The following is a 21,051-nucleotide window of genomic DNA, read 5'->3' as shown; positions in this document are numbered from 1 at the left end:
CTCCTTAAGCGGTAAATTCCAGCGCGGCCTGCCCGGCCAGTGACCAGCTGATACGGTGCCCGGCATGCCAGTTTTCGCGCGCGTGACGCTCGACCTGGATGGGCTTATCCAGGCCAATATCGATCTGCAGGCGTTGAGAGGCACCGAGAAAGGTGCTGGCGACGATACAGCCGTGTCGGGCATAGCGCCCCGCTTCTGCCAGCAGGACATCCTCTGGACGACAGAATCTCACCGGCTGCCCCTGCTCATCGGTTTCAATGCAGTTAATCGCGCCCACGAAGTCCGCCACAAAGCGCGAAGCCGGACGCTGATAAATGGTCTGCGGCGTCGCAATCTGGACCAGGCGGCCCTGCTCCATGACCGCAATACGGTCGCCCAGTGCCATGGCTTCCTGCTGATCGTGCGTCACATAGACGGCGGTAATCGCCAGCTTTTTCAGCAGATCGCCGATGTCTGCGCGCAGGCGTTCGCGCAGTTTGGCGTCCAGCGCCGCCAGCGGCTCATCAAAGAGCAACACTTTAGGCCGGGCCGCCAGGGCTCTTGCCAGCGCAACGCGCTGCTTCTGACCACCAGAGAGTTTATCGATATGGCGCTGGGCCAGTGCAGTCAGATCGACCAGTTCCAGCATCTCCTGGACTCGTGCCTCGCGTTCGGCACGCGGGATGCCCTGCACTTTCAGGCCGTAGGCCACGTTTTGCGCCACGTTGAGATTGGGAAACAGCGCATAGTTTTGGAACACCATCCCGACGTTACGTTTTTCAATCGGCAAATCGGTCACGTTGCGATCGTCAAACCAGACTTCACCCGGCGTATCGGTACGCTCCAGGCCACTGATAATGCGCAACGTCGTGGTTTTGCCACAGCCCGATGGCCCCAGCAGCACCAGGGTTTCGCCAGCGTGCACGCTGAGATCCAGAGGATGCAGCGCCTGGTGATGCGCAAAACGGCGCGCGCAGCCGCGCAACGTAACGTTAACAGCATCGTTATTCATGCCTTTTCCTCGCTGAGTGGCTGACGTGACTGACGTTCAAGCCAGTGATTACAGGCGTTAAGCATCAGCAGCAGGGGTAAAATCATTAAAATGAAGATCAAGGTGTACGCCGAGCCGACTTCCAGCCGCATGGAGGCATAGCTGTCGGCCAGGCCCACAGGCAGCGTTTTGGTCAGCGGTGTATGTAACATCCAGGTAATATTGAATTCGCCGACCGACAGCGTCGTCACCATAAAAGCCCCGGCAAGAATGCCGTTACGGCAGTTGGGAACCACCACGGTGAAAAAACGCTGCCAGAAGCCTGCCCCCAGGCTGGCGGCTGCCTCTTCCAGTCGGGGCAACTGGATAGCCTGCATCACGGCCAGAACCGGGCGAATCATAAACGGCAGCGTAAACAGCACATGGCCAATCAGGATAAAGACCCAACTGTCGCGCAGGCCGGAAAACTGGCCGTACAGCAGGATAATCCCCAGCGCCGTCGCCAGGCCCGGTAGCGCCACGGGCAGCATCAGGCACTCTTCAATACGTGACGACCAGCGCGACGGCGACTTGAGTAATCCCCAGGCGGCGGGCACGCCGACAACCATCGTGACAAGCAAACAGCTCACCGCGATCATCAGCGACAGCCAAAACGTGTCGCTGTACATGTCCCACACCTGTTCAACCCACTTCAACGTCAGCCCGCTACGCAGGCCGACAAAGTAGTTTTGCGTGACGCCCGCCAGCATGGATAACACCACCGGCACAATCATGAACAGGGCGGTCAGCGTCGTGATCGCGATTTGCAGCCAGAACAGTCCACGCCGTTTCATGAGGTCTTCTCCTCCCGGGATTGGGTCAGTACACGTGCCAGCATCAATCCCAGCCAGGCCACCGCGCCCATGACCACCGACAGCGCCGCCGCCGTGGCGAAGTTGGCATAGTTAGTAAACTCGCCGTAAATCGTGAGTGGCAGTACGCTCAGGTCGGTGCCCAGCGTAAAGGCGGTGCCGAATGCGCCCATACTGGTGGCAAAACACAGCGCACCGCTGGAGAGCAGTGCCGGTTTCAGACCCGGCACAATCACGTCACAAATAATGCGCCACTGGCTGGCGCCCAATGAGCGGGCGGCCTCCTCCAGCGAACGATCCAGTTTTTCACTGGCGGCGACCAGCGTGACAATGGCACGGGGCAGTGAAAAGTAGAGATAGCCAATAAACAGCCCCGTAAGCGAGTAGGCCAGCGTCCAGCGTTCATGAACCAGTTGCATACTGATCTGCGCCAGCACGCCCTGCCGTCCCGCCAGCATCACCACTAAAAACCCGACCACCACGCCGGGGAACGCCAGGGGGAACGTGAGCAACGCCAGTAAGGTGCCGCGCCCGGCGAAGCGCTGGCGAGCCAAAAAACAGCCCACCACGCTGGCAATCGCGAGCGTGACCAGTGTGACCGCCAGCGACAACAGGACGGTGTTAAACAGGCTTTGCAGATACTGGGGCTGGGTAATCACTGTCCAGTAACCACTGTGCCGGGTGCTGCGATCCGGCGTCATGCCCATCTGTAATAAACGGGCAAAAGGCAACAGCCAGAAGGCGGCAAAAAACAGTAAGGCCGGCAGCAGCATCCATGGCCAGTTGGCCCCCTGCTCACGTCGGCGAGACCGGTGGCGCGAGGCCACCGGTAAACCGCTGCGGGCATTCGACAAGGCCATTACCGAATCTCACTCAAATAACGGGCAGAGAAGGCTTTCTGTGCATCAGCCATCTGCTGGTAGTCAACAGTATGGGCGCGCGCGTAATCGCTGTCGGGCAGGAAGCGCTTTTTAGCCTCTGCGGACATCGCAGAAGGCCGCACCGGGCGCAGATAGGCGTTAGCCCAAATCGCCTGCCCTTTATCCGACAGCACATAGTCCATCACTTTCTTGCCATTGGCAGCATGCGGGGCGTTTTTTACCAGACTGATGACGTAAGGCACCGTCACCGTGCCTTCCTGAGGAATGACAAAGACGACGTTGGCGTGATCTTTATACTTCGCGCGATAGGCATTGAAGTCGTAATCCAGCAAAATCGGGATTTCGCCAGAGATAAGGCGGGCATAGGCGGTTTGTTTAGGCACAATCGGCTTGTTGGCCTGCAGCTTTTTGAACCACGTCAGCGCGGGGGTAAAATCCTGCATCGTGCCCCCTTTCGCCTGGTTCACCGCCACGGCGGCGACATAACCGACAAACGCACTGGCGGGATCCAGATAACCCACCATGCCTTTGTATTCTGGCTTCAGCAGGTCGTCCCAGGACGTCGGCACCGGCGCGCCGCCCAGGGCATCGACGTTAACCATAAACCCCATGGTGCCAGAGTGCAGCGCGACCCACTTACCCTGTGGGTCTTTCATCCCTGCCGGAACCTGATCCCAGTTGGCGGGTTTGTAGTCGGTCACCACGCCCGCCTGTGCCGCCTGAATCCCAAAACTGACACCGTAATACACCACATCGGCGACGGGGTTATTTTTTTCGGCGACGAGCTGCGCCAGAGCCTGGCCGGAGTTTTTATTATCCTGCGGCACGACAATACCGGTGTCTTTTTTGATCGCCTGGAGCTGTGTCGCCCAGTCCGCCCATTCCGGTGGGCAGTTGTAGCAAATCGCATTCTCCTCGGCCTGCGCCAGCGGGCTGGATAATGCACAGGCGGTAAGCAACGCCGCGCTGGCAAACAGCGCAATTTTATTGTGTGTAGACATGATGTTTTCCTGATGTTGAAGAATGAAAAATTGCTGCGATGCTCTCGCCTGAACGCAGGTGGTGGTCCAGTAAGCGCGAAGCCTCAGCAGACGAATCGAGAAGCATATCGATGGCACAGGCACCCAACCGCTCGCTGGGCTGCACCACGCTGGCCAGTGAAGGCGAAAGCTGTTCACCGATGGCAATACCATCGAAGCCCATAACAGACAGCTGTTGCGGTACGTTAATGCCTGCACGCGCGGCCGCCCCCATCAGGCTGATGGCCAGGAGGTCGTTACTGCAAATTACGGCGGTCAGCGGATCGCTGCCCGTCATCAACGGTAAAAAGGGATCGAACAGGGCGTGAATGTGGCTGGGCATATCAACCAGCGCGCTGGGCGTAAAGCCTGCCTGCTGCATCGCATCGCAATAGCCGAGGTAGCGCTGACGTGCACGGTCAGACTGCAACATCGGCCCTGCCGCCATGACAATATGCCGATGGCCCAGCGCGATCAGGTGCGCAGTGGCTTCTGCCATTGCCCGGCGGTTATCCACACAGACGCTGCGCCAGGCGGTGTTCTGCGGCATGTTATGCGCCAGAACGAAAGGCATGCGGGCTTCAGCCAGGGTGGGTAATACGGCGCTGCTGTCAGCATCTGACACGGTCAGGACCATCCCTGCTACGCGCTGACGCAGCATGTGTTCAACGATCGACGCCTCACGTTCTGGCTGATAATCCGTTGTCGCGACCAGCAGGCCATAACCCGCCAGCCGGGCCTGGTGCTCCATTGCCTGAAGCTGTAACGCAAACACCGGGTTACTGAGTGATGGCAGCAGTACGCCCAGAGTGGTCGAACTCTGCGTACGGAGCTGGCGCGCAATATGGTTGGGGCGAAAACCCAGTGCTTCCGAGGCATCCAGCACCTTTTTCAGCGTGCCAGGTTTAAGCAGATGGGGATCGGAAAAGGCACGTGCGGCGGTGGCGCGCGAAACCCCAGCCCGTTCTGCCACACGAATTAAGTCACTCATTTCACCCTCGTCAGTCGCCAATGAGATCGATCTCATTGGCGCTTACACTAAAGGCGTTTTATGACATGCACATCGCGGAAAGATGACGTTAAGGTGACAGCGGCGCGCACCGCCATCGCGAGACTTACAGCATCAAAAAGGCATAACCCTGGTTTTGCAGCGTGGCAACGGTGGTGCCGCTGGAGATCGTGTGGGTGACGCGCGTATCAATCCAGTCACGCTCGAAATGGTGAAACGCCACTGACTGATCGCAAATGGACACTTTCACGCCCGCCTTTTCCAGTGCGCTAATTAACTGGAGGTTAGGATTATCCACCCCGTATGCTTTATGAAACTGTTCATTATTCAGTGCGGCGGGAACGGCATCACTGTTAATTGACACGACGAAATTCAGTTTATCTAACGGTACACCTGCGGCGTAATAGAGATTCGTGACGCGTGCCACGCGCTCCAGCCCCAGATTAGGCCGACGAATATCGCCTTCACTGCGATTAATTTGAAAAACAATTTTATTACTGAGATCCGCTACCGTGCCGGGTTTATACGCGGGTGTATCCACATAATGTATTTTTCCATAGCCCTGAATGGCCGGAGTGCTCCAGTAATCACTGGGTTCTGTTTTACTGGCAAATTTACCGCTGACCTTGTCGACTAATACTGGCAACTGCATAACATTCCCGCCAATAAATCCCGCTACCGCCGCTACCACAATAAAGGCTGCTGGTCGCATCACTCACTCTCCTGCTGTTTAAATCTGATGTATACCGTGCTACCGCAACGTCGGCGGCTCCTAAAGATGACGGCGGCTTATCTATATCACAGTGATACAACGCGGAGAGCAGCTGAAATTCTTAATAGCATTTTGTCGGGACGGCCATAAAATAAAAACGGAGCGTGACAAAAAGTATTTTTTATCGACCGTGTTTTTTCTTTCTTATTTAAGATGGTTCATAAAGCGTGTCACGGTTCCTGATTGGATAACGCGATTTCCTGGCGCTTCCTTGCCAGCCATAAATAGCCTGTCGGCAATAAAGGCATTTTCACCATCAATATTTTTAATTTACCTTTCTGATAATCGTTACGGTACAGGGCCTTTTTTTCAGAGAATACCTGGGAAAATGGCCAGTATGTTCAGTTTTTTTGTTGCTTTTCAGCGCGTCCGCCTTGTGGCTACCCGGCCCGCATGTCAGTCCGCGTGTATCTTTGTATTCGGCCCTTGCGTTTGTGCCAACGTTGTCGGCCATTTTCATCCGGACAGGCTGTTATTCAGGCGCTTTGCAGATCATTGCACCGTCAAATTTTTTCGTCAGGTTTGAAGCATTATCACAATCCTGCCGCGCAGTGCGCGCGACAACGTCATTTCATTCTTCATGCCCTGTGGTTAAGATACAAAGGACGCCTCGCTATTCGTGGGTAAAACAGAACATATTAGCGGCTTACCTGTCCCATTCAGGGATTCATTACAGGATTCAGGCATGTTGAACCGGTTAAAAAAAACGCTGATTGCTGCGCTACTCCCTGCACTCACGTTATCCTGTCCGCTGACCTCGCAGGCGGATATCAGCGACTCCCTGCCGGATATGGGCACGACCGCAGGCTCTACGCTGTCGATTAATCAGGAGTTGCAGATGGGGGATTTCTATGTGCGGCAACTACGTGCCAGCGCCCCGCTGATTAACGATCCCCTGCTAAATCAGTACATCAATCAGCTCGGTCAACGGCTGGTTTCTCACGCGGACGCGGTTAAAACGCCTTTCCACTTTTTCCTGATTCAAAATGATGAACTTAACGCCTTTGCGTTTTTTGGTGGCAATGTGGTGTTGCACGCCGCGCTATTCCGCTTCACCGATACTGAAAGCCAGCTGGCCTCGGTGATGGCGCATGAGATTTCCCACGTGACGCAGCGCCATCTGGCGCGGGCGATGGAAGATCAAAAGCGCAATGCCCCGCTGACCTGGGTAGGGGCTTTGGGCTCGATCCTGCTGGCGATGGCCAGCCCACAGGCGGGCATGGCCGCCTTAACCGGTACACTGGCGGGTACCCAGCAGGGCATCATCAGTTTTACGCAGAATAACGAACAGGAAGCCGACCGCATTGGTATTCAGGTTTTGCAGCGCGCGGGCTTTAACCCGCAGGCCATGCCGGACTTTCTGCAAAAACTGGCCGATCAGAGCCGGTTTTCTTCCAAACCGCCTGAAATTCTGCTGACTCACCCCTTACCAGACAGCCGTCTCGCCGATGCGCGCAACCGGGCAAACCAGATGCGCGCGGTGGTAGTCCAGTCTTCTCAGGACTTTTATCTGGCAAAGGTGCGCACGTTGGGCATGTATCCGACCGGCCGTAATCAACTGACCGATGAGTTACTGAACCAGTATGCCAACGGTAATGCACGCGAGCAGTTGGCTTCCCGGTACGGCAAGGCGGTGCAGTTTTTGCAGGCCAAAAACTATGGCGAAGCCAAAAGGATTGTGACGCCACTTTTGGCTAAGCAGCCTGAAAACGTCTGGCTGCTTGACCTGATGACGGATATTGATATCGGCCTGAATCAGCCACAGCAGGCCATTGCACTGTTGACCGCGACGCAGGCGGCTAAAACCAGCCCGGTCGTTCAGCTCAACCTGGCGAACGCTTATGTTGAAGCGAAGCAACCCGCCAATGCCAGCCGCATTCTGAACCGCTATACATGGACACACAAAGATGACACCAACGGATGGGATTTGCTGGCTCAGGCTTCAGCACAGCAGGGCCATACCGACGAAGAGCTGTTTGCCCGTGCCGAAAGTCTGGCCTTAAATGGTCAGATCGCTCAGGCCATCAGTGCCCTGAGCCAGGCCAGTGCCCAGGTGCCGCTGGGGAGCCTGAAACAGGCGCGTTATGATGCGCGCATCGATCAGTTGCGCCAGTTGCAGCAACGCTTTAAGCAATATCAGAAAGGATAAGCAGTATGGTGACGCTTTATCATAATCCCCGTTGCAGTAAGAGTCGGGAAACCCTGGCACTGCTGGAGCAGCGAGGCATCCAGCCGGTGATTGTGCGCTATCTGGAGACGCCGCCCGACAAAGCGACGTTGCAGATTCTGCTGCAGAAACTCGGCATGGAGAGCGCGCGTCAGTTGATGCGCCGCAACGAACCGACCTATACCGCCCTGGCGCTGGATCAGGCAGCGTTAAGCGAAAGCGCTTTGCTGGACGCGATGGTGGAAAATCCCATTCTGATTGAGCGGCCCATTGTGATCAATGGCGATCGGGCCCGCTTAGGCCGTCCGCCCGAGGCGGTACTGGCGATTCTTTAAAGTCCAAGCGTTTCTTTAACAAACGGGATCGTCAGTTTGCGTTGCGCACTGATAGAGGCGCTATCCAGACGATCCAGCGTATCAAACAGCGTGCGCATCTCCCGATCCAGCCGCTTCAGTAAAAACCGGCCGACGTCTTCAGGCAGTTCGAACCCACGCAGTCCGGCGCGAAGCTGTAAAGCCTGTAACTTATCTTCATCGGAGAGCGGCTGCAGACGGTAGATTTGCCCCCAGTCGAGCCGTGATGCCAGATCGGGTAAATGCAGGTTCAGCTGACGCGGGGGACGATCGCCGGTAATAAAGAGCCGGGTATTGCCGGTTTCCAGGATGCGGTTATAGAGATTAAAAATCGCCATTTCCCAGGCTTCTTCTCCCGCGATGCATTCGATATTGTCGATGCAAACCAGCGGCAGTTGTTCCATGCCGTCCAGCACCTCTGGAACAAACCAGGTGCGCTTATCCAGCGGTACATAGCCCACGGCTTCACCACGCGCGGACATTTCAGCGCAGGCAGCGTGCAGCAGATGGCTGCGCCCTCCTCCTTCGCGCGACCAGAAGTAGAGATAGCTGCCATGTTGTTGGCTTAGCGCCCCCTTGATCGCAGCGATCAGCGAGGGGTTTTCCCCCGGCCAGAAGCTGGCAAAGGTTTCGTTGTCAGGTAGATAGAGTGGCAATGACAATTGTGCCGGCGTGTTCAGAAGCACCTCAGCAAGCGAACAGGCAAAAATCGGGGGCAGTCTATCATAGTTTTTGCGAAGAGATGAATCGGGCGTCCCTGCCCGCGTCTTCAGGCCTTCATCATGACGATGTGTCGCGTGTCTCTTCTGCATCAAGCACCACTTCTTCCGGGCGCAGCAGGGAAATAACGCGGAAAATCAACGCCAGCGCAACGCCAACCAGCGTCGCCAGCGCCATCCCTTTCAGCTCGGCGGCACCGATGTGCACTTTCGCGCCGCTGACGCCAATGATCAGGATCACGGAGGTCAGAATCAGGTTTTGCGCTTTGTTGTAGTCCACTTTGGATTCGATCAGGACACGAATACCGGAGGCACCGATGACGCCGTAGAGCAGCAAGGACACGCCGCCCATGACCGGCACCGGGATCGCCTGTATAGCCGCTGCCAGTTTGCCCACGCAGGAGAGCAAAATCGCGAAAATGGCCGCGCCGCCAATCACCCAGGTGCTGTAAACGCGGGTAATGGCCATTACGCCAATGTTTTCACCATAGGTGGTGTTTGGCGTGGATCCAAAGAAACCCGAGATGACGGTCGATAAACCGTTGGCGAACATGGAACGATGCAGGCCGGGATCACGGACCAGATCACGCTTAACAATATTGGCCGTGACCACCAGGTGGCCCACGTGTTCGGCGATCACCACCAGCGCGGCGGGCAGGATCGTTAACATCGCCACCCATTCAAAACGCGGCGTATAAAACGTCGGTAATGCAAACCACGGCGCATTTTCCACGCCGCGCCAGTCCACAATGCCCATAAAAGCGGAAAGCGCGTAGCCCACCAGCACGCCGATCAAAATCGGGATAATGGCCATAAAGCCACGAAATAACACCGAGCCAAAAACGGTGACGGCCAGGGTGACCAGCGAAATCAGCACGGTTGTCCCGTCAGGCGCATGACCTTCAGCAGGGAGCAGGCCCGCCATGTTTGCTGCGACACCCGCCAGCTCCAGACCAATGACCGCCACGATAGCGCCCATTGCTGCAGGCGGAAACATCACATCCAGCCAGCCGGTACCGGCTTTTTTGACGATCAACGCGACCAGACAGAACAGCACGCCGCAGAGAATAAATCCCCCCAGCGCCACTTCGTAACCCAGCGGCAGCAGGAGTAAAACAGGTGAAATAAAGGCAAAACTGGATCCCAGATAAGCGGGGATCTTGCCTTTACAGATAAACAGATACAGCAGCGTCCCGACACCGTTAAACAGCAGTACCGTAGCCGGGTTGATATGAAAGAGGATGGGTACCAGCACCGTTGCGCCGAACATGGCGAACAGATGTTGCAGGCTGAGCGGAATCGTTTGCAGTAATGGCGGCCGTTCGCTAACGCCGATAGCGCGACGAGTCATTAAAAGTCCCCTTGAGTTGATAGTCTGTTTTTGGTCAAAAAAAAGCCGACTCTCTGGTCGGCTGATGAAGGTTATTGGCTGTTGCGAAAAAAAGCGGCTCGGCCTGCGCCTGCAGGCTGACAGCAAGGTGCTGCATGAAGCCGCCTGAACAGGTCACTATTTGGTGCCGAAAATCTTATCGCCCGCGTCACCCAGGCCCGGAATGATGTAGCCCTTGTCGTTCAGGCCCTGGTCCACGGAGGCGGTGTACAGCTCCACGTCCGGGTGCGCTTTCTCCAGTGCGGCAATGCCTTCTGGCGCAGCGACCAGCACCAGCACTTTAATGCTGCTGCAGCCGGCTTTTTTCAGGAGATCGATAGTGGCGATCATGGAGCCGCCCGTCGCCAGCATCGGATCGACCACCAGCGCCAGGCGCTCTTCAATGTTGGACACCAGCTTCTGGAAATAAGGTACAGGCTCCAGCGTTTCTTCGTCACGGTACACGCCTACCACGCTGATGCGCGCGCTGGGCACGTGCTCCAGTACGCCTTCCATCATGCCCAGGCCGGCACGCAGGATGGGCACAACGGTGATTTTTTTGCCTTTAATTTGATCAACCTGAACCGGGCCATTCCAGCCCTCAATGGTGACCTTTTCGGTTTCCAGATCGGCCGTGGCTTCATAGGTCAGCAGACTGCCCACTTCAGAGGCCAGCTCACGGAAACGCTTCGTACTGATATCATGCTCACGCATCAGTCCCAGTTTATGTTTGACCAGCGGGTGTTTAACTTCCACGATCTTCATTGTTGTTCTCCCGGAGTGAGTTGAGCTAAAAAAAAATCGCGGGATTATACCGCCTTTTTAACATCGCGCCACATGTGCTTGCGCAATCCACCGCATAAAATAAGGATTGATGAAAATTGTCGGGGACGCAATCTGAGACTCGCAAACGTTTGCCTGCGCTGATAGAATTGCCGCGCTTTATATTAAACCACCAACCGCAACTCGCGTGGGGACCTCGCAGTGACCGATAAGACCTCTCTCAGCTACAAAGACGCCGGTGTTGATATTGATGCTGGTAACGCTCTGGTTGACCGTATTAAAGGCGTAGTGAAAAAGACGCGTCGCCCGGAAGTCATGGGTGGACTAGGCGGCTTCGGTGCGCTTTGTGCGCTGCCGCAAAAATACCGTGAGCCTGTGCTGGTCTCCGGCACCGATGGCGTGGGCACCAAGCTGCGTCTGGCGATGGATCTCAAACGTCACGATGCCATTGGTATCGATCTGGTTGCTATGTGTGTTAACGACCTGGTGGTACAGGGCGCGGAGCCTCTCTTCTTCCTGGATTACTACGCGACCGGCAAGCTGGATGTGGAAACCGCATCGGCGGTCATCACCGGTATCGCCGAAGGTTGTCTGCAGTCAGGCTGTGCGCTGGTGGGCGGCGAAACCGCTGAAATGCCGGGCATGTATCATGGCGAAGATTACGATGTCGCGGGCTTTTGCGTCGGTGTGGTTGAAAAGTCAGAAATCATTGACGGTAGCAAGGTTCAGGACGGTGATGTGCTGATCGCCCTGGGCTCAAGCGGCCCGCACTCGAATGGCTATTCCCTGGTGCGTAAGATTCTGGAAGTCAGCGGCACCGATCCGTTGGTTGAGCAACTGGAAGGCAAACCGCTGGCCGATCACTTACTGGCGCCGACGCGTATTTACGTCAAAAACATCCTCAGCCTGATTGAGCAGGTGGATGTGCACGCGATTGCTCACCTCACCGGTGGCGGTTTCTGGGAAAACATTCCGCGTGTCCTGCCCGACAATACTCAGGCGGTGATTGACGAGAAAAGCTGGCAGTGGCCTGCCGTGTTCGGCTGGATGCAGCAGGCGGGCAATGTCAGTCGTCATGAGATGTATCGCACCTTCAACTGCGGCGTGGGCATGATCATCGCGCTGAGCCCGGCTGACGCGGATAAGGCCGTTGACCTGATGCGTGCTGCCGGGGAAAACGCCTGGAAAATTGGTGTGATTAACGCCTCAGACTCGGAAGAGCGTGTGGTTATTCATTCATGAAAAAGCTGGTTGTACTGATTTCGGGTAACGGAAGTAACCTTCAGTCCATCCTCGACGCCTGTGCAAACGGGCGTATTCACGGCAGCGTCGCTGCCGTGTTCAGTAACAAAGCCTCCGCCTATGGTTTAGTTCGCGCGCAGGAGGCCGGGATCCCGGCAAAAGCGCTGGATGCACGTGACTTTAACGATCGCGACAGTTTTGATCGGCAGCTGATGCGTGAGATCGATGCGTATGCACCGGATCTGGTGGTGCTGGCGGGTTATATGCGCATTCTGAGTCCGGGCTTCGTGGCGCATTACTCTGACCGTCTGCTGAACATTCATCCGTCGCTGCTGCCGAAATATCCCGGTCTGCATACGCACCGCCAGGCACTGGAAAACGGCGATAAGGAGCACGGTACGTCCGTGCACTTCGTGACCGATGAACTGGATGGTGGCCCGGTCATTTTGCAGGCCAGGGTGCCGGTGTTTGCTGAAGACAGCGAGGCCGAGATTACCGAACGCGTGCAGCATCAGGAACATGCCATCTACCCACTGGTAATTAACTGGTTTACCGAAGGCCGACTGACCATGCGTGAGGGAAAAGCCTGGCTGGATGGTCATCCCTTACCCGCTCAGGGCTACGCCCACGATTAATGCTCAGGGAGCCAGGCTCCCTGCCCTTTCAACCGTAACGCCCGGTGATGTAATCTTCTGTCCGGCGCACCTGTGGTGTGGTGAAAATCCTGTCTGTGGTATCAAACTCCACCAGCGATCCCTGATGCATAAAGGCTGTGTAATCCGACACGCGTGAAGCCTGCTGCATGTTGTGGGTGACCAGCACCAGGGTGAAATGCTGCCTGAGCGTACTCATCAGTTCTTCGATCACCAGGGTAGAAATCGGGTCCAGCGCGGATGTTGGCTCATCAAGTAACAGGACGTCCGGCTCAATCGCAATAGCGCGGGCGATAACCAGCCTTTGTTGCTGCCCCGTGGAAAGCGTCAGCGCATTCTGTGCCAGCTGATCTTTCACCTCGCCCCACAGCGCCGCCGCCCGGAGTGCCCGTTCACAGGCTTCATTCAGTACGCGCTTATCGCGCACCCCTTGCAGCCGCAGTCCGTACACCACATTTTCGTAAACCGATTTGGGAAACGGATTGGGCCGCTGAAACACCATCCCGACCCGGCGACGCAGCGCAGAGACATCCTGAGCAGGTCGCATAATCGACTGCTGATCCAGCAGAATGTCCCCTTCAATGCGGCAGCGATCAATCACGTCGTTCATACGATTAAAGCAGCGCAGCAGCGTTGATTTGCCGCAGCCGGACGGGCCAATCAATGCGGTGATGCGATTTTTGGGCAGTTGCAGCGAGACATCCTGAAGCACCTGGCGCTCACCGTACCAGAGCGACAGATGATCAACGGTTAGCGCAATATCAGTTTCGGGCATCATAGTCATCGTCAGTTATTGAGTCATCAGGCGATAGCGTTCACGCAGGCGGTGACGCAGGCCCATAGCTAACAGGTTCAGTAACAGAATAATGAGCACCAGAAGCAGCGCCGTGGCGAAAACCAGCGGCCGGTCGGCTTCGGTATTAGGGCTCTGAAAGGCGAGATCATAGATCTGAAAGCCCAGATGCATAAATTTTCTGTCGAGGTGCAGGTAAGGGAACACCGCATCTACCGGCAGTTCCGGCACCATTTTAACCACGCCCACCAGCATCAGAGGCGCGGTCTCGCCTGCGGCACGTGCCACGGCCAGAATCAGTCCGGTTAACATGGCCGGAACGGCCATAGGCAATACCACGTTCCAGAGCGTTTCTGCCTGGGTCGCCCCCAGCGCCAGGGAGCCCTGCCGAAGACTGTCGGGAATGCGGGAAAGCCCTTCTTCCGTCGCGACAATCACCACCGGCAAGGTCAGCAGGGCCAGTGTCAGCGACGCCCACAGCAAACCGGGCGTACCAAATGTCGGGGCGGGCAAGGTGCTGCTGTAAAACAGCTGGTCCACCGTGCCGCCCACCAGCCAGACAAAAAAGCCCAGTCCAAATACGCCATAAACAATCGAGGGCACGCCCGCCAGGTTGACCACGGCGATGCGTACCAGACGGGTCAACGCGTTGCGTTCCGCATATTCATGTAGCCACAGCGCCGCGATAACGCCCAGCGGCATCACAACTACAGACATCAGCAGCACCATGAGCACCGTGCCAAATATCGCCGGAAACACGCCAAACTCGCTTTCTCCTTCGGCAGGCGAATCGCTAATAAAGCGCCACACCTGCTGGCAGAAATGCCCCATTTTTTGCGTCAGGCTCATCGCGTTGGGTTGCCAGGCTTCCACAATCTGCGACAGGGGAATGCGGTGATCAGTGCCGTTCACATCGCGCAGAATCAGCGCATCACGCTGGCTTTCCGCTTGCAGGCTGTTCAGCCTGTCATTCAGCTGAAGAAGGCGGCGTTGCAGCGCCGCCTGGTTGGCCTCGTATTCTGACTGCGCCTGCAAATCGAACTGCTTTGCCGCGCGCTGATGCTCAGCCTGATCGTCCAACTGGTCCAGTTGTTCATTCAACCGGGCAATATCGACCCGACGCATCTCGCTGGCCTGCTGCTCGATAAGCTTTACCTGTTCAAGGCGCTGTTGCAGAAGCGCCATAATGTCTTTTGCCGTAAGAACATCATTCTCTTCCCGCAGGCCGACAAACCAGCCATAGGCATTCCCCTGACTGCGGCGCTGCAGCACCATCACGTCGTCCGGCTGGCTGACAATCGGTGCCTGCTGACTCAGCACCGCCCGAAAGTCAGGCGCGGCCCAGTCCCGGTTGCCGGTCTTAATCAGATAGCGATGTACGTCGCCCGGTTTGCCGTCTGACGCGGCGGCAGGCGCCGGATAATGCGATTGCCGCTCAAGCGTTTCGCCCAGTACACGGGTTTTGCTGCCATCAGGCAGTGTGAACTGATAGAGATCGACGGGATGGGGCCAGAACGCGCGCAGCCCCTGCCATCCCAGCAGCGCGATCAACAGGGTAAAGGCCAGTAAACAGACCGTCACGGCACCCGCCGTAAGCCAACGCCAGCGATCGTTTTGTCGTATCGCCTTCATGCCTGCTCCTTATACTGGCTAAAACGCAGGCGCAGACGCTGGCGGATAAGCTCGGCAACCGTATTGATCATCAACGTGAAGACCAGCAGCACCAGCGCACTTAAAAACAGAATCCGGTAATGTGCGCTGCCAACGGCCGCCTCAGGCATTTCAATCGCGATATTGGCTGACAGCGTGCGCAGGCCACTGAACAGGCCGCCTTCAGTTTGCGGCGTGTTCCCGGTGGCCATTAAGAGAATCATGGTTTCGCCTACGGCCCGTCCGAAACCAATCATCAGCGCGGCAAAAATGCCGGCTGACGCTCCCGGCAGCACGACCCGCGTCAGGGTTTGCCACGGCGTGGCGCCCAGCGCCAGTGAGCCCTGCCCCAGCGACGCCGGAACGCTGAACAGCGCATCTTCCGCCAGCGTAAAAATCATCGGCACCAGCGCAAACCCCATCGCCAGCGCCGCTATCAGCAGATTACGCTGCGCGTAATGCGGCAGCCAGTCACCGGCATCCGGCACGATAAGCGTCGGTAGCCAGAGCGTTAACGCCGCGACAATAAGCAGCACGGGCAGCAGCAGGATAACCTCATGGCCCGGCTGCCGCCAGCGGGCCGGTAAGCGGCGGGCCAGAATACCGCAGCCAAGCAGACTGCCCGCCAGCGTGACCGGCAGCAACAGAATTCCTGTTAATGCCTGACCGACATGGGGCGCTAACCATAATCCGGCAATCAACCCAATCACCACACTGGGCAACGCCCCCATCATCTCTATCGCAGGCTTCACCCAACGACGTAAACCGGGTGCCATAAACCAGGCGGTGTACATCGCGGCCGCCAGGGCAAGCGGCGTGGCAAAAAGCAGCGCCATACTGGCCGCTTTCAGCGTGCCCACCACCATCGGAATTAAACTGAACTTCGCCTGATAGCTGTCTCCGGCATTGGTGGACTGCCAGACCCAGTCGGCTTTGGGATAGTTTTCATACCAGATTTTTTGCCAGAAGTTACGCCAGGTCACATCCGGCCAGGGATTGGTCAGTTTAAGGGTTTCCCAACCTGACGATCGCTCCAGCAACAGGCTGTCACCCTGCGGCGAAAACTGCGCCTGCAGGATGCCGGGTGCTAACTGGTGTTGCAGAATGGGCCCATCCTGTTTGCTGGCAAAGACCTTAAGCAGGCCGGTTTGATCAAAGGTAGCGAAAACCCGGCGCTGCGCCTCACTGACGATCAGACCCTGTCCGGCGCTGTGTGCGAACGTGCGGATGGCGTGCAGGCGCAGGCCGTTATCGCCAGCAATGGAAAACCATTGCGTAATACCGTGACTGTCCTGAATTAGCAGCGTTTGGCCTCCGGCCAGTAACTGCATATGTTGGGGCGCTTCCGGCAGCATCTGCGTTTCCCGCAGCCAGGCCCGCCCGTCATCGATTTGCCAGACCCGTAGCAGGCGGCCTTCGGTGGTGTACAGCAGGTCGCCTTTAGGCGAAAGCACCAGATGCGCAGGCTGCAGACCCGGCAGCTGGATGAGCGCAGCCTGGCGGTTAGTTTCCAGCGTTAACAGACTGACGCCCGCGTCAGTGAGCGCTGCAAGCCGCCATTGATCGGGACGAAGTGTGGCAACAGCCATTTCTTTTACGTCGCCCTGGGGCAGACGAAAGCCGCTATCGCCCAACGGAAAATGCCATTCGCCTTCGCCTTTGCTTATCACCGGCTGCAACAGGGTTAAACTGCCATGTGCGTTGAGCAGCACCGTATTGCCATCGGCGCTCGTTACCACCTGTTGCGGCGCGGGCGTCAGCATCAGCGCGGGCTCAGGCGGTTGGCCATTCAGCGGTATAAATCGTGCCTTGCCATCACGACTGATACGCCAGCCAACGCTGCCTTTATTACCAATGGCCAGTGCGGGCGATGCATCCCAGAGCCGCTGATGACTGAGACTGTGCACACCCGGTGCGCTAAACAACGGCAGGACCACCCAGAGCAACCAAAAGAACAGCAGCATCATCAGTAACAGAATAGCGACCCCGCAGCACGTGACGAGGCGCCGCGTATAACGGTCAATAGCACGACGTCGGCGATCGCTAAACTGGACGGGAATATGGTTTACGCTCATGCGGCCCTGATTATGCGGCGAAAATGAGTCGCTATGTTGCCCGTAGCGGCTTGATAAGACAACTTTTGCTGTTGGACAAGCCTGCCATACTCTCGCCATAATGCTGATGGATACTGTAGCGTCGTCAGTCCTGCAACCGTCATACGGAGTGAGAATGGGTCAGGTAAAGCTTTATATTGAAAAAGAAATGAGCTGGTTGTGCTTTAACGAACGTGTTTTGCAGGAAGCGGCAGACAAAAGTAATCCGCTGATTGAACGTATGCGTTTCTTAGGTATTTACTCAAATAACCTCGACGAATTTTACAAGGTCCGGTTTGCCGACCTGAAACGACGCATCCTGATTGGCGAAGAGCAAGGCTCCGCCAGCACACCGCGCCACCTGTTGAAGAAGATTCAGCAGCGCGTACTGAAATCGGATCAGGAATTTGATGCGCTCTACAACGACCTGTTGCTGGAAATGGCGCGCAATCAAATCTTTCTGATTAACGAACGTCAGCTTTCACCTAATCAGCAAAGCTGGCTGCGTCACTACTTTAAGCATGAACTGCGTCAGCACATCACGCCGATCCTGATTACCCATGAAACCGACCTGACGGAGTTTCTGAAAGACGATTACACCTATCTGGCGGTCGAGATCATTCGCGGCAGCGATATTCAGTACGCGTTGCTGGAAATCCCGTCAGACAAGGTCCCGCGTTTTATTAATCTGCCTGCGGAGCCGCCGCGCCGCCGCAAGCCGATGATCCTGTTAGACAACATCCTGCGCTACTGCCTGGATGATATTTTCAAAGGTTTCTACGATTACGACACGCTGAACGCCTATTCAATGAAAATGACGCGCGATGCGGAGTACGATCTGGTCACCGAAATGGAGTCCAGCCTGCTGGAACTGATGTCCTCCAGCCTGAAACAGCGTCTGACGGCAGAACCTGTGCGTTTTGTCTATCAGCGTGATATGCCGGATTCTATGGTGGCGCTGCTGTGCGACAAGCTGTCGATTTCCAACTACGACTCCGTGCTGGCAGGCGGACGCTATCACAACTTCAAAGACTTTATCGGGTTTCCTAACGTCGGGAAAAACAACCTGATTAACCGTCCGATGCCGCAGATTCGCCACATTGGTTTTGACGGCTTCCGCAACGGTTTTGACGCCATTCGTAATCGCGACGTCCTGCTTTATTATCCGTATCACACGTTCGAGCATGTGCTTGAACTGCTACGCCAGGCATCATTCGACCCCAGCGTGCTGGCGATTAAAATTAATATTTACCGCGTCGCCAAGCATTCCCGCATCATGGATGCGATGATTCACGCCGCCTATAACGGTAAGAAAGTGACGGTGGTCGTCGAACTTCAGGCGCGTTTCGATGAAGAAGCCAATATTTACTGGGCTAAGCGCCTGACAGAAGCCGGTGTTCACGTTATTTTCTCGGCGCCTGGCCTGAAAATTCACGCCAAACTGTTCCTGATTTCCCGTCGTGAAGGCGAAGAAATCGTGCGCTATGCCCACATCGGCACCGGTAACTTTAATGAGAAAACCGCGCGTCTGTACACGGACTACTCGCTGCTGACCGCCGATGCGCGGATCACCAATGAAGTGCGCCGGGTCTTTAACTTTATCGAAAACCCGTACCGCCCGGTGACGTTTGATCACCTGATGGTTTCTCCGCAAAACTCACGTCGGATGCTGTATGATTTGATCGATAACGAGATTGCGAATGCCCAACAAAAGCGCCCCAGTGGCATAACTCTTAAAATTAACAACCTGGTGGACAAAGGGCTGGTAGACAGGCTTTATACGGCCTCCAGCGTTGGCGTAAATGTTAATTTACTGGTTCGTGGGATGTGCTCATTGATTCCGGACTTGCCTGGGATCAGTGAAAATATTCGTGTGATCAGTATCGTTGATCGCTTCCTGGAACATGACCGCGTTTATATCTTTGAAAACGGTGGGGACAAGAAAGTGTTTCTCTCCTCGGCTGACTGGATGACGCGTAACATTGATTACCGTATCGAAGTGGCTGTGGCTATCCTGGATCCACAAATAAAGCAGCGCATTCTGGATATCATTGCCATTCAGCTCAGCGACACGGTTAAAGCGCGCGTCGTGGATAAAGAGCTGAGCAACCAATACGTTCAGCGCGGCAATCGTCGTAAGGTGCGGTCGCAAATGGCGATTTACGAATACATTAAGAAGCTGGAACAACCTGAATAACGCCTATGCCAATATCCCAAAAAAGTACGCCGAAACCTCAAGAGTTTGCGGCCATCGATCTCGGTTCAAACAGTTTCCACATGGTCATTGCCCGTGTGGTGGATGGGGCTTTGCAGGTATTGGGGCGACTGAAGCAGCGCGTGCATCTTGCTGATGGCCTGGATGCCAAAAATTACCTGAGCGAAGACGCCATGGAGCGCGGTCTGAACTGCCTGGCACTGTTTGCCGAACGCCTGCAGGGCTTTAATGCCAGCAACGTGACGATTGTCGGCACACATACGCTGCGTCAGGCGGTTAACGCTGAGACGTTTTTACAGCGCGCGGCAGAGGTCATTCCTTATCCAATAGAGGTGATTTCCGGTCACGAAGAAGCGCGCCTGATCTTTATGGGCGTCGAACATACGCAACCGGAAAAAGGACGCAAGCTGGTGATTGATATCGGTGGCGGCTCGACAGAGCTCGTCATCGGTGAAGATTTTGAGCCTCAACTGGTCGAAAGCCGCCGCATGGGCTGCGTCAGCTTTGCCCAGCTTTACTTCCCTGGCGGCGAAATCAGCGTTGAAAACTTCCGTCGCGCCCGGCTGGCCGCCACGCAGAAGCTGGAAACCCTGGCGTGGCAATATCGTCTGCACGGCTGGCAATATGCCCTTGGTGCTTCCGGCACCATCAAAGCGGCCTGCGAAGTGCTGCTGGCGATGGGCGAGAAAGAGAAGCTGATTACGCCAGAGCGACTGACAAAGCTTTATGATGAAGTGATCAAGCATAAATCGTTCGCTGCGCTGAGTCTGCCAGGCCTGTCTGAAGAGCGCAAAAGCGTATTTGTTCCGGGGCTGGCGATTCTTTGCGGCGTGTTTGATGCGCTGGCGATTCGTGAACTGACCCTGAGCGATGGCGCGCTGCGTGAAGGCGTACTTTATGAGATGGAAGGCCGTTTCCGCCATCGGGATATTCGCAGCCGCACCGCTCAGAGCCTGGCGAATCACTATGCCATCGACAGCGACCAGGCGCGTCGAGTGCTGGAAACCACCGAGCAGCTCTATCTGCAATGGCGCGACCAGAATCCCAAACTCGCGAATCCTCAGCTGGCGGCGCTGTTGAAATGGGCGGCGATGCTGCACGAAGTCGGCTTGACGATCAACCACAGCGGTATGCAACGCCACTCAGCCTATATTTTGCAGAACACCAACCTGCCGGGTTTCAACCAGGATCAGCAGATGCTGCTGGCAACACTTGTCAGATTCCACCGCAAAGCCGTCAAAGTGGATGAACTGCCTCGCGTCACGCTGTTTAAGAAAAAGCAGTTTCTGCCGCTGATATTCCTGCTGCGCCTTGGCACCTTACTGAACAACCAGCGCCAGGCGACGACACGTCCTGACGCGTTAACGCTGACCTGTGATGAGGGCCACTGGACGCTTACCTTCCCGACGGGCTATTTCAGTCAAAATAACCTGGTCCAGCTCGATCTGGAGCGTGAGCAAAACTACTGGAATGAGGTCACCGGCTGGAAGCTGATTCTGGCAGAAGCCTGAT

General features: G+C 56.1%; 18 protein-coding genes. 6 read left to right on the top strand and 12 right to left on the bottom strand.

Going from position 1 to position 21,051, the window contains the following annotated elements:
* Positions 1–4: 4 nt before the first annotated feature.
* From C7433_RS10345 to C7433_RS10320, 6 genes are all read right to left on the bottom strand, one after another.
* The gene (locus C7433_RS10345; protein WP_110268129.1) at positions 5–991 is read right to left on the bottom strand and encodes an ABC transporter ATP-binding protein; all 987 of its coding nucleotides are present in this window, start codon (positions 989–991) and stop codon (positions 5–7) included.
* The gene (locus tag C7433_RS10340; RefSeq protein WP_054633348.1) at positions 988–1,803 is read right to left on the bottom strand and encodes an ABC transporter permease; all 816 of its coding nucleotides are present in this window, start codon (positions 1,801–1,803) and stop codon (positions 988–990) included. The genes C7433_RS10345 and C7433_RS10340 overlap by 4 nt, the downstream gene beginning before the upstream one ends.
* Positions 1,800–2,681, bottom strand: coding sequence for an ABC transporter permease (locus tag C7433_RS10335; protein ID WP_033740851.1), 882 nt, complete (start codon positions 2,679–2,681; stop codon positions 1,800–1,802). Before C7433_RS10335 ends, C7433_RS10340 begins: the two co-directional genes overlap by 4 nt.
* Positions 2,681–3,703 carry an ABC transporter substrate-binding protein gene (locus C7433_RS10330; RefSeq protein WP_039339928.1) on the bottom strand — a complete coding sequence of 341 codons (1,023 nt, stop codon included), beginning with the start codon at positions 3,701–3,703 and terminating at the stop codon, positions 2,681–2,683. The genes C7433_RS10335 and C7433_RS10330 overlap by 1 nt, the downstream gene beginning before the upstream one ends.
* A complete protein-coding gene (locus tag C7433_RS10325) occupies positions 3,687–4,712 on the bottom strand; it encodes a substrate-binding domain-containing protein (RefSeq protein ID WP_110268128.1) in 1,026 nt (341 codons plus the stop codon). The genes C7433_RS10330 and C7433_RS10325 overlap by 17 nt, the downstream gene beginning before the upstream one ends.
* A 124-nt stretch (positions 4,713–4,836) precedes the next feature.
* The gene (locus tag C7433_RS10320; RefSeq protein WP_006120453.1) at positions 4,837–5,442 is read right to left on the bottom strand and encodes a DsrE family protein; all 606 of its coding nucleotides are present in this window, start codon (positions 5,440–5,442) and stop codon (positions 4,837–4,839) included.
* 745 nt (positions 5,443–6,187) lie between these two features.
* Between C7433_RS10320 and C7433_RS10315 the strand changes: the two genes are divergently transcribed.
* Positions 6,188–7,651: a M48 family metallopeptidase gene (locus tag C7433_RS10315; RefSeq protein ID WP_033740854.1), complete on the top strand. Its 1,464-nt coding sequence runs from the start codon at positions 6,188–6,190 to the stop codon at positions 7,649–7,651.
* A gap of 5 nt (positions 7,652–7,656) precedes the next feature.
* Entirely contained in the window at positions 7,657–8,004 is a 348-nt protein-coding gene (gene arsC / locus C7433_RS10310) for an arsenate reductase (glutaredoxin) (RefSeq protein ID WP_006120455.1), read from the top strand.
* Here arsC and hda read toward each other — a convergent pair.
* The 3 genes from hda to upp form a co-directional block, all read right to left on the bottom strand.
* Positions 8,001–8,708: a DnaA inactivator Hda gene (gene hda / locus C7433_RS10305; protein WP_033740991.1), complete on the bottom strand. Its 708-nt coding sequence runs from the start codon at positions 8,706–8,708 to the stop codon at positions 8,001–8,003. The two genes, arsC and hda, sit on opposite strands and share 4 nt — an antisense overlap.
* A gap of 94 nt (positions 8,709–8,802) precedes the next feature.
* Entirely contained in the window at positions 8,803–10,092 is a 1,290-nt protein-coding gene (uraA, locus tag C7433_RS10300; protein ID WP_006120457.1) for a uracil permease, read from the bottom strand.
* Between the two features lie 156 nt (positions 10,093–10,248).
* Positions 10,249–10,875, bottom strand: a complete 627-nt coding sequence (upp, locus tag C7433_RS10295) for a uracil phosphoribosyltransferase (RefSeq protein WP_013026702.1) — start codon at positions 10,873–10,875, stop codon at positions 10,249–10,251.
* Between the two features lie 219 nt (positions 10,876–11,094).
* On the opposite strand from upp, the gene purM reads away from it, so the two are divergent.
* Together purM and purN are read left to right on the top strand one after the other, a co-directional pair.
* Positions 11,095–12,135, top strand: a complete 1,041-nt coding sequence (purM, locus tag C7433_RS10290) for a phosphoribosylformylglycinamidine cyclo-ligase (protein ID WP_110268127.1) — start codon at positions 11,095–11,097, stop codon at positions 12,133–12,135.
* Positions 12,132–12,770 (top strand): phosphoribosylglycinamide formyltransferase, encoded by a 639-nt coding sequence (gene purN / locus C7433_RS10285; protein WP_006120462.1) that lies wholly within the window; start codon positions 12,132–12,134, stop codon positions 12,768–12,770. The genes purM and purN overlap by 4 nt, the downstream gene beginning before the upstream one ends.
* A gap of 28 nt (positions 12,771–12,798) precedes the next feature.
* Here purN and pstB read toward each other — a convergent pair whose 3' ends face one another.
* From pstB to C7433_RS10270, 3 genes are read right to left on the bottom strand one after another with little or no spacing between them, the layout of a single operon-like run.
* Complete coding sequence (gene pstB / locus C7433_RS10280; RefSeq protein ID WP_033740860.1) at positions 12,799–13,566, bottom strand: phosphate ABC transporter ATP-binding protein PstB; 768 nt, start codon at positions 13,564–13,566, stop codon at positions 12,799–12,801.
* 12 nt (positions 13,567–13,578) lie between these two features.
* A complete protein-coding gene (gene pstA / locus C7433_RS10275) occupies positions 13,579–15,213 on the bottom strand; it encodes a phosphate ABC transporter permease PstA (protein ID WP_110268126.1) in 1,635 nt (544 codons plus the stop codon).
* A complete protein-coding gene (locus tag C7433_RS10270; protein ID WP_110268125.1) occupies positions 15,210–17,306 on the bottom strand; it encodes an ABC transporter permease subunit in 2,097 nt (698 codons plus the stop codon). The genes pstA and C7433_RS10270 overlap by 4 nt, the downstream gene beginning before the upstream one ends.
* 154 nt (positions 17,307–17,460) lie before the next feature.
* On the opposite strand from C7433_RS10270, the gene ppk1 reads away from it, so the two are divergent.
* A complete protein-coding gene (gene ppk1 / locus C7433_RS10265; RefSeq protein WP_006120467.1) occupies positions 17,461–19,521 on the top strand; it encodes a polyphosphate kinase 1 in 2,061 nt (686 codons plus the stop codon).
* A gap of 5 nt (positions 19,522–19,526) precedes the next feature.
* On the top strand, positions 19,527–21,050 hold the full coding sequence (gene ppx / locus C7433_RS10260) for an exopolyphosphatase (protein WP_110268124.1): 1,524 nt from the start codon (positions 19,527–19,529) through the stop codon (positions 21,048–21,050).
* Position 21,051 lies beyond the last annotated feature (1 nt).

The sequence above is a fragment of the Pantoea sp. PNA 03-3 genome (assembly GCF_003201175.1).
Lineage (GTDB): Bacteria > Pseudomonadota > Gammaproteobacteria > Enterobacterales > Enterobacteriaceae > Pantoea > Pantoea stewartii.
The sequence above is the reverse complement of the archived record's forward strand: the minus strand, read 5'-3'. Positions and strand labels throughout refer to the sequence as shown.

Excerpts from the sequence above, each read along its gene's own strand:
- C7433_RS10345 (WP_110268129.1), bottom strand. The coding sequence starts at position 991 with ATGAATAACGATGCTGTTAACGTTACGTTGCGCGGCTGCGCGCGCCGT.
- C7433_RS10340 (WP_054633348.1), bottom strand. The coding sequence starts at position 1,803 with ATGAAACGGCGTGGACTGTTCTGGCTGCAAATCGCGATCACGACGCTG.
- C7433_RS10335 (WP_033740851.1), bottom strand. The coding sequence starts at position 2,681 with ATGGCCTTGTCGAATGCCCGCAGCGGTTTACCGGTGGCCTCGCGCCAC.
- C7433_RS10330 (WP_039339928.1), bottom strand. The coding sequence starts at position 3,703 with ATGTCTACACACAATAAAATTGCGCTGTTTGCCAGCGCGGCGTTGCTT.
- C7433_RS10325 (WP_110268128.1), bottom strand. The coding sequence starts at position 4,712 with ATGAGTGACTTAATTCGTGTGGCAGAACGGGCTGGGGTTTCGCGCGCC.
- C7433_RS10320 (WP_006120453.1), bottom strand. The coding sequence starts at position 5,442 with ATGCGACCAGCAGCCTTTATTGTGGTAGCGGCGGTAGCGGGATTTATT.
- C7433_RS10315 (WP_033740854.1), top strand. The coding sequence starts at position 6,188 with ATGTTGAACCGGTTAAAAAAAACGCTGATTGCTGCGCTACTCCCTGCA.
- arsC (WP_006120455.1), top strand. The coding sequence starts at position 7,657 with ATGGTGACGCTTTATCATAATCCCCGTTGCAGTAAGAGTCGGGAAACC.
- uraA (WP_006120457.1), bottom strand. The coding sequence starts at position 10,092 with ATGACTCGTCGCGCTATCGGCGTTAGCGAACGGCCGCCATTACTGCAA.
- upp (WP_013026702.1), bottom strand. The coding sequence starts at position 10,875 with ATGAAGATCGTGGAAGTTAAACACCCGCTGGTCAAACATAAACTGGGA.
- purN (WP_006120462.1), top strand. The coding sequence starts at position 12,132 with ATGAAAAAGCTGGTTGTACTGATTTCGGGTAACGGAAGTAACCTTCAG.
- pstB (WP_033740860.1), bottom strand. The coding sequence starts at position 13,566 with ATGATGCCCGAAACTGATATTGCGCTAACCGTTGATCATCTGTCGCTC.
- pstA (WP_110268126.1), bottom strand. The coding sequence starts at position 15,213 with ATGAAGGCGATACGACAAAACGATCGCTGGCGTTGGCTTACGGCGGGT.
- C7433_RS10270 (WP_110268125.1), bottom strand. The coding sequence starts at position 17,306 with ATGAGCGTAAACCATATTCCCGTCCAGTTTAGCGATCGCCGACGTCGT.
- ppk1 (WP_006120467.1), top strand. The coding sequence starts at position 17,461 with ATGGGTCAGGTAAAGCTTTATATTGAAAAAGAAATGAGCTGGTTGTGC.
- ppx (WP_110268124.1), top strand. The coding sequence starts at position 19,527 with ATGCCAATATCCCAAAAAAGTACGCCGAAACCTCAAGAGTTTGCGGCC.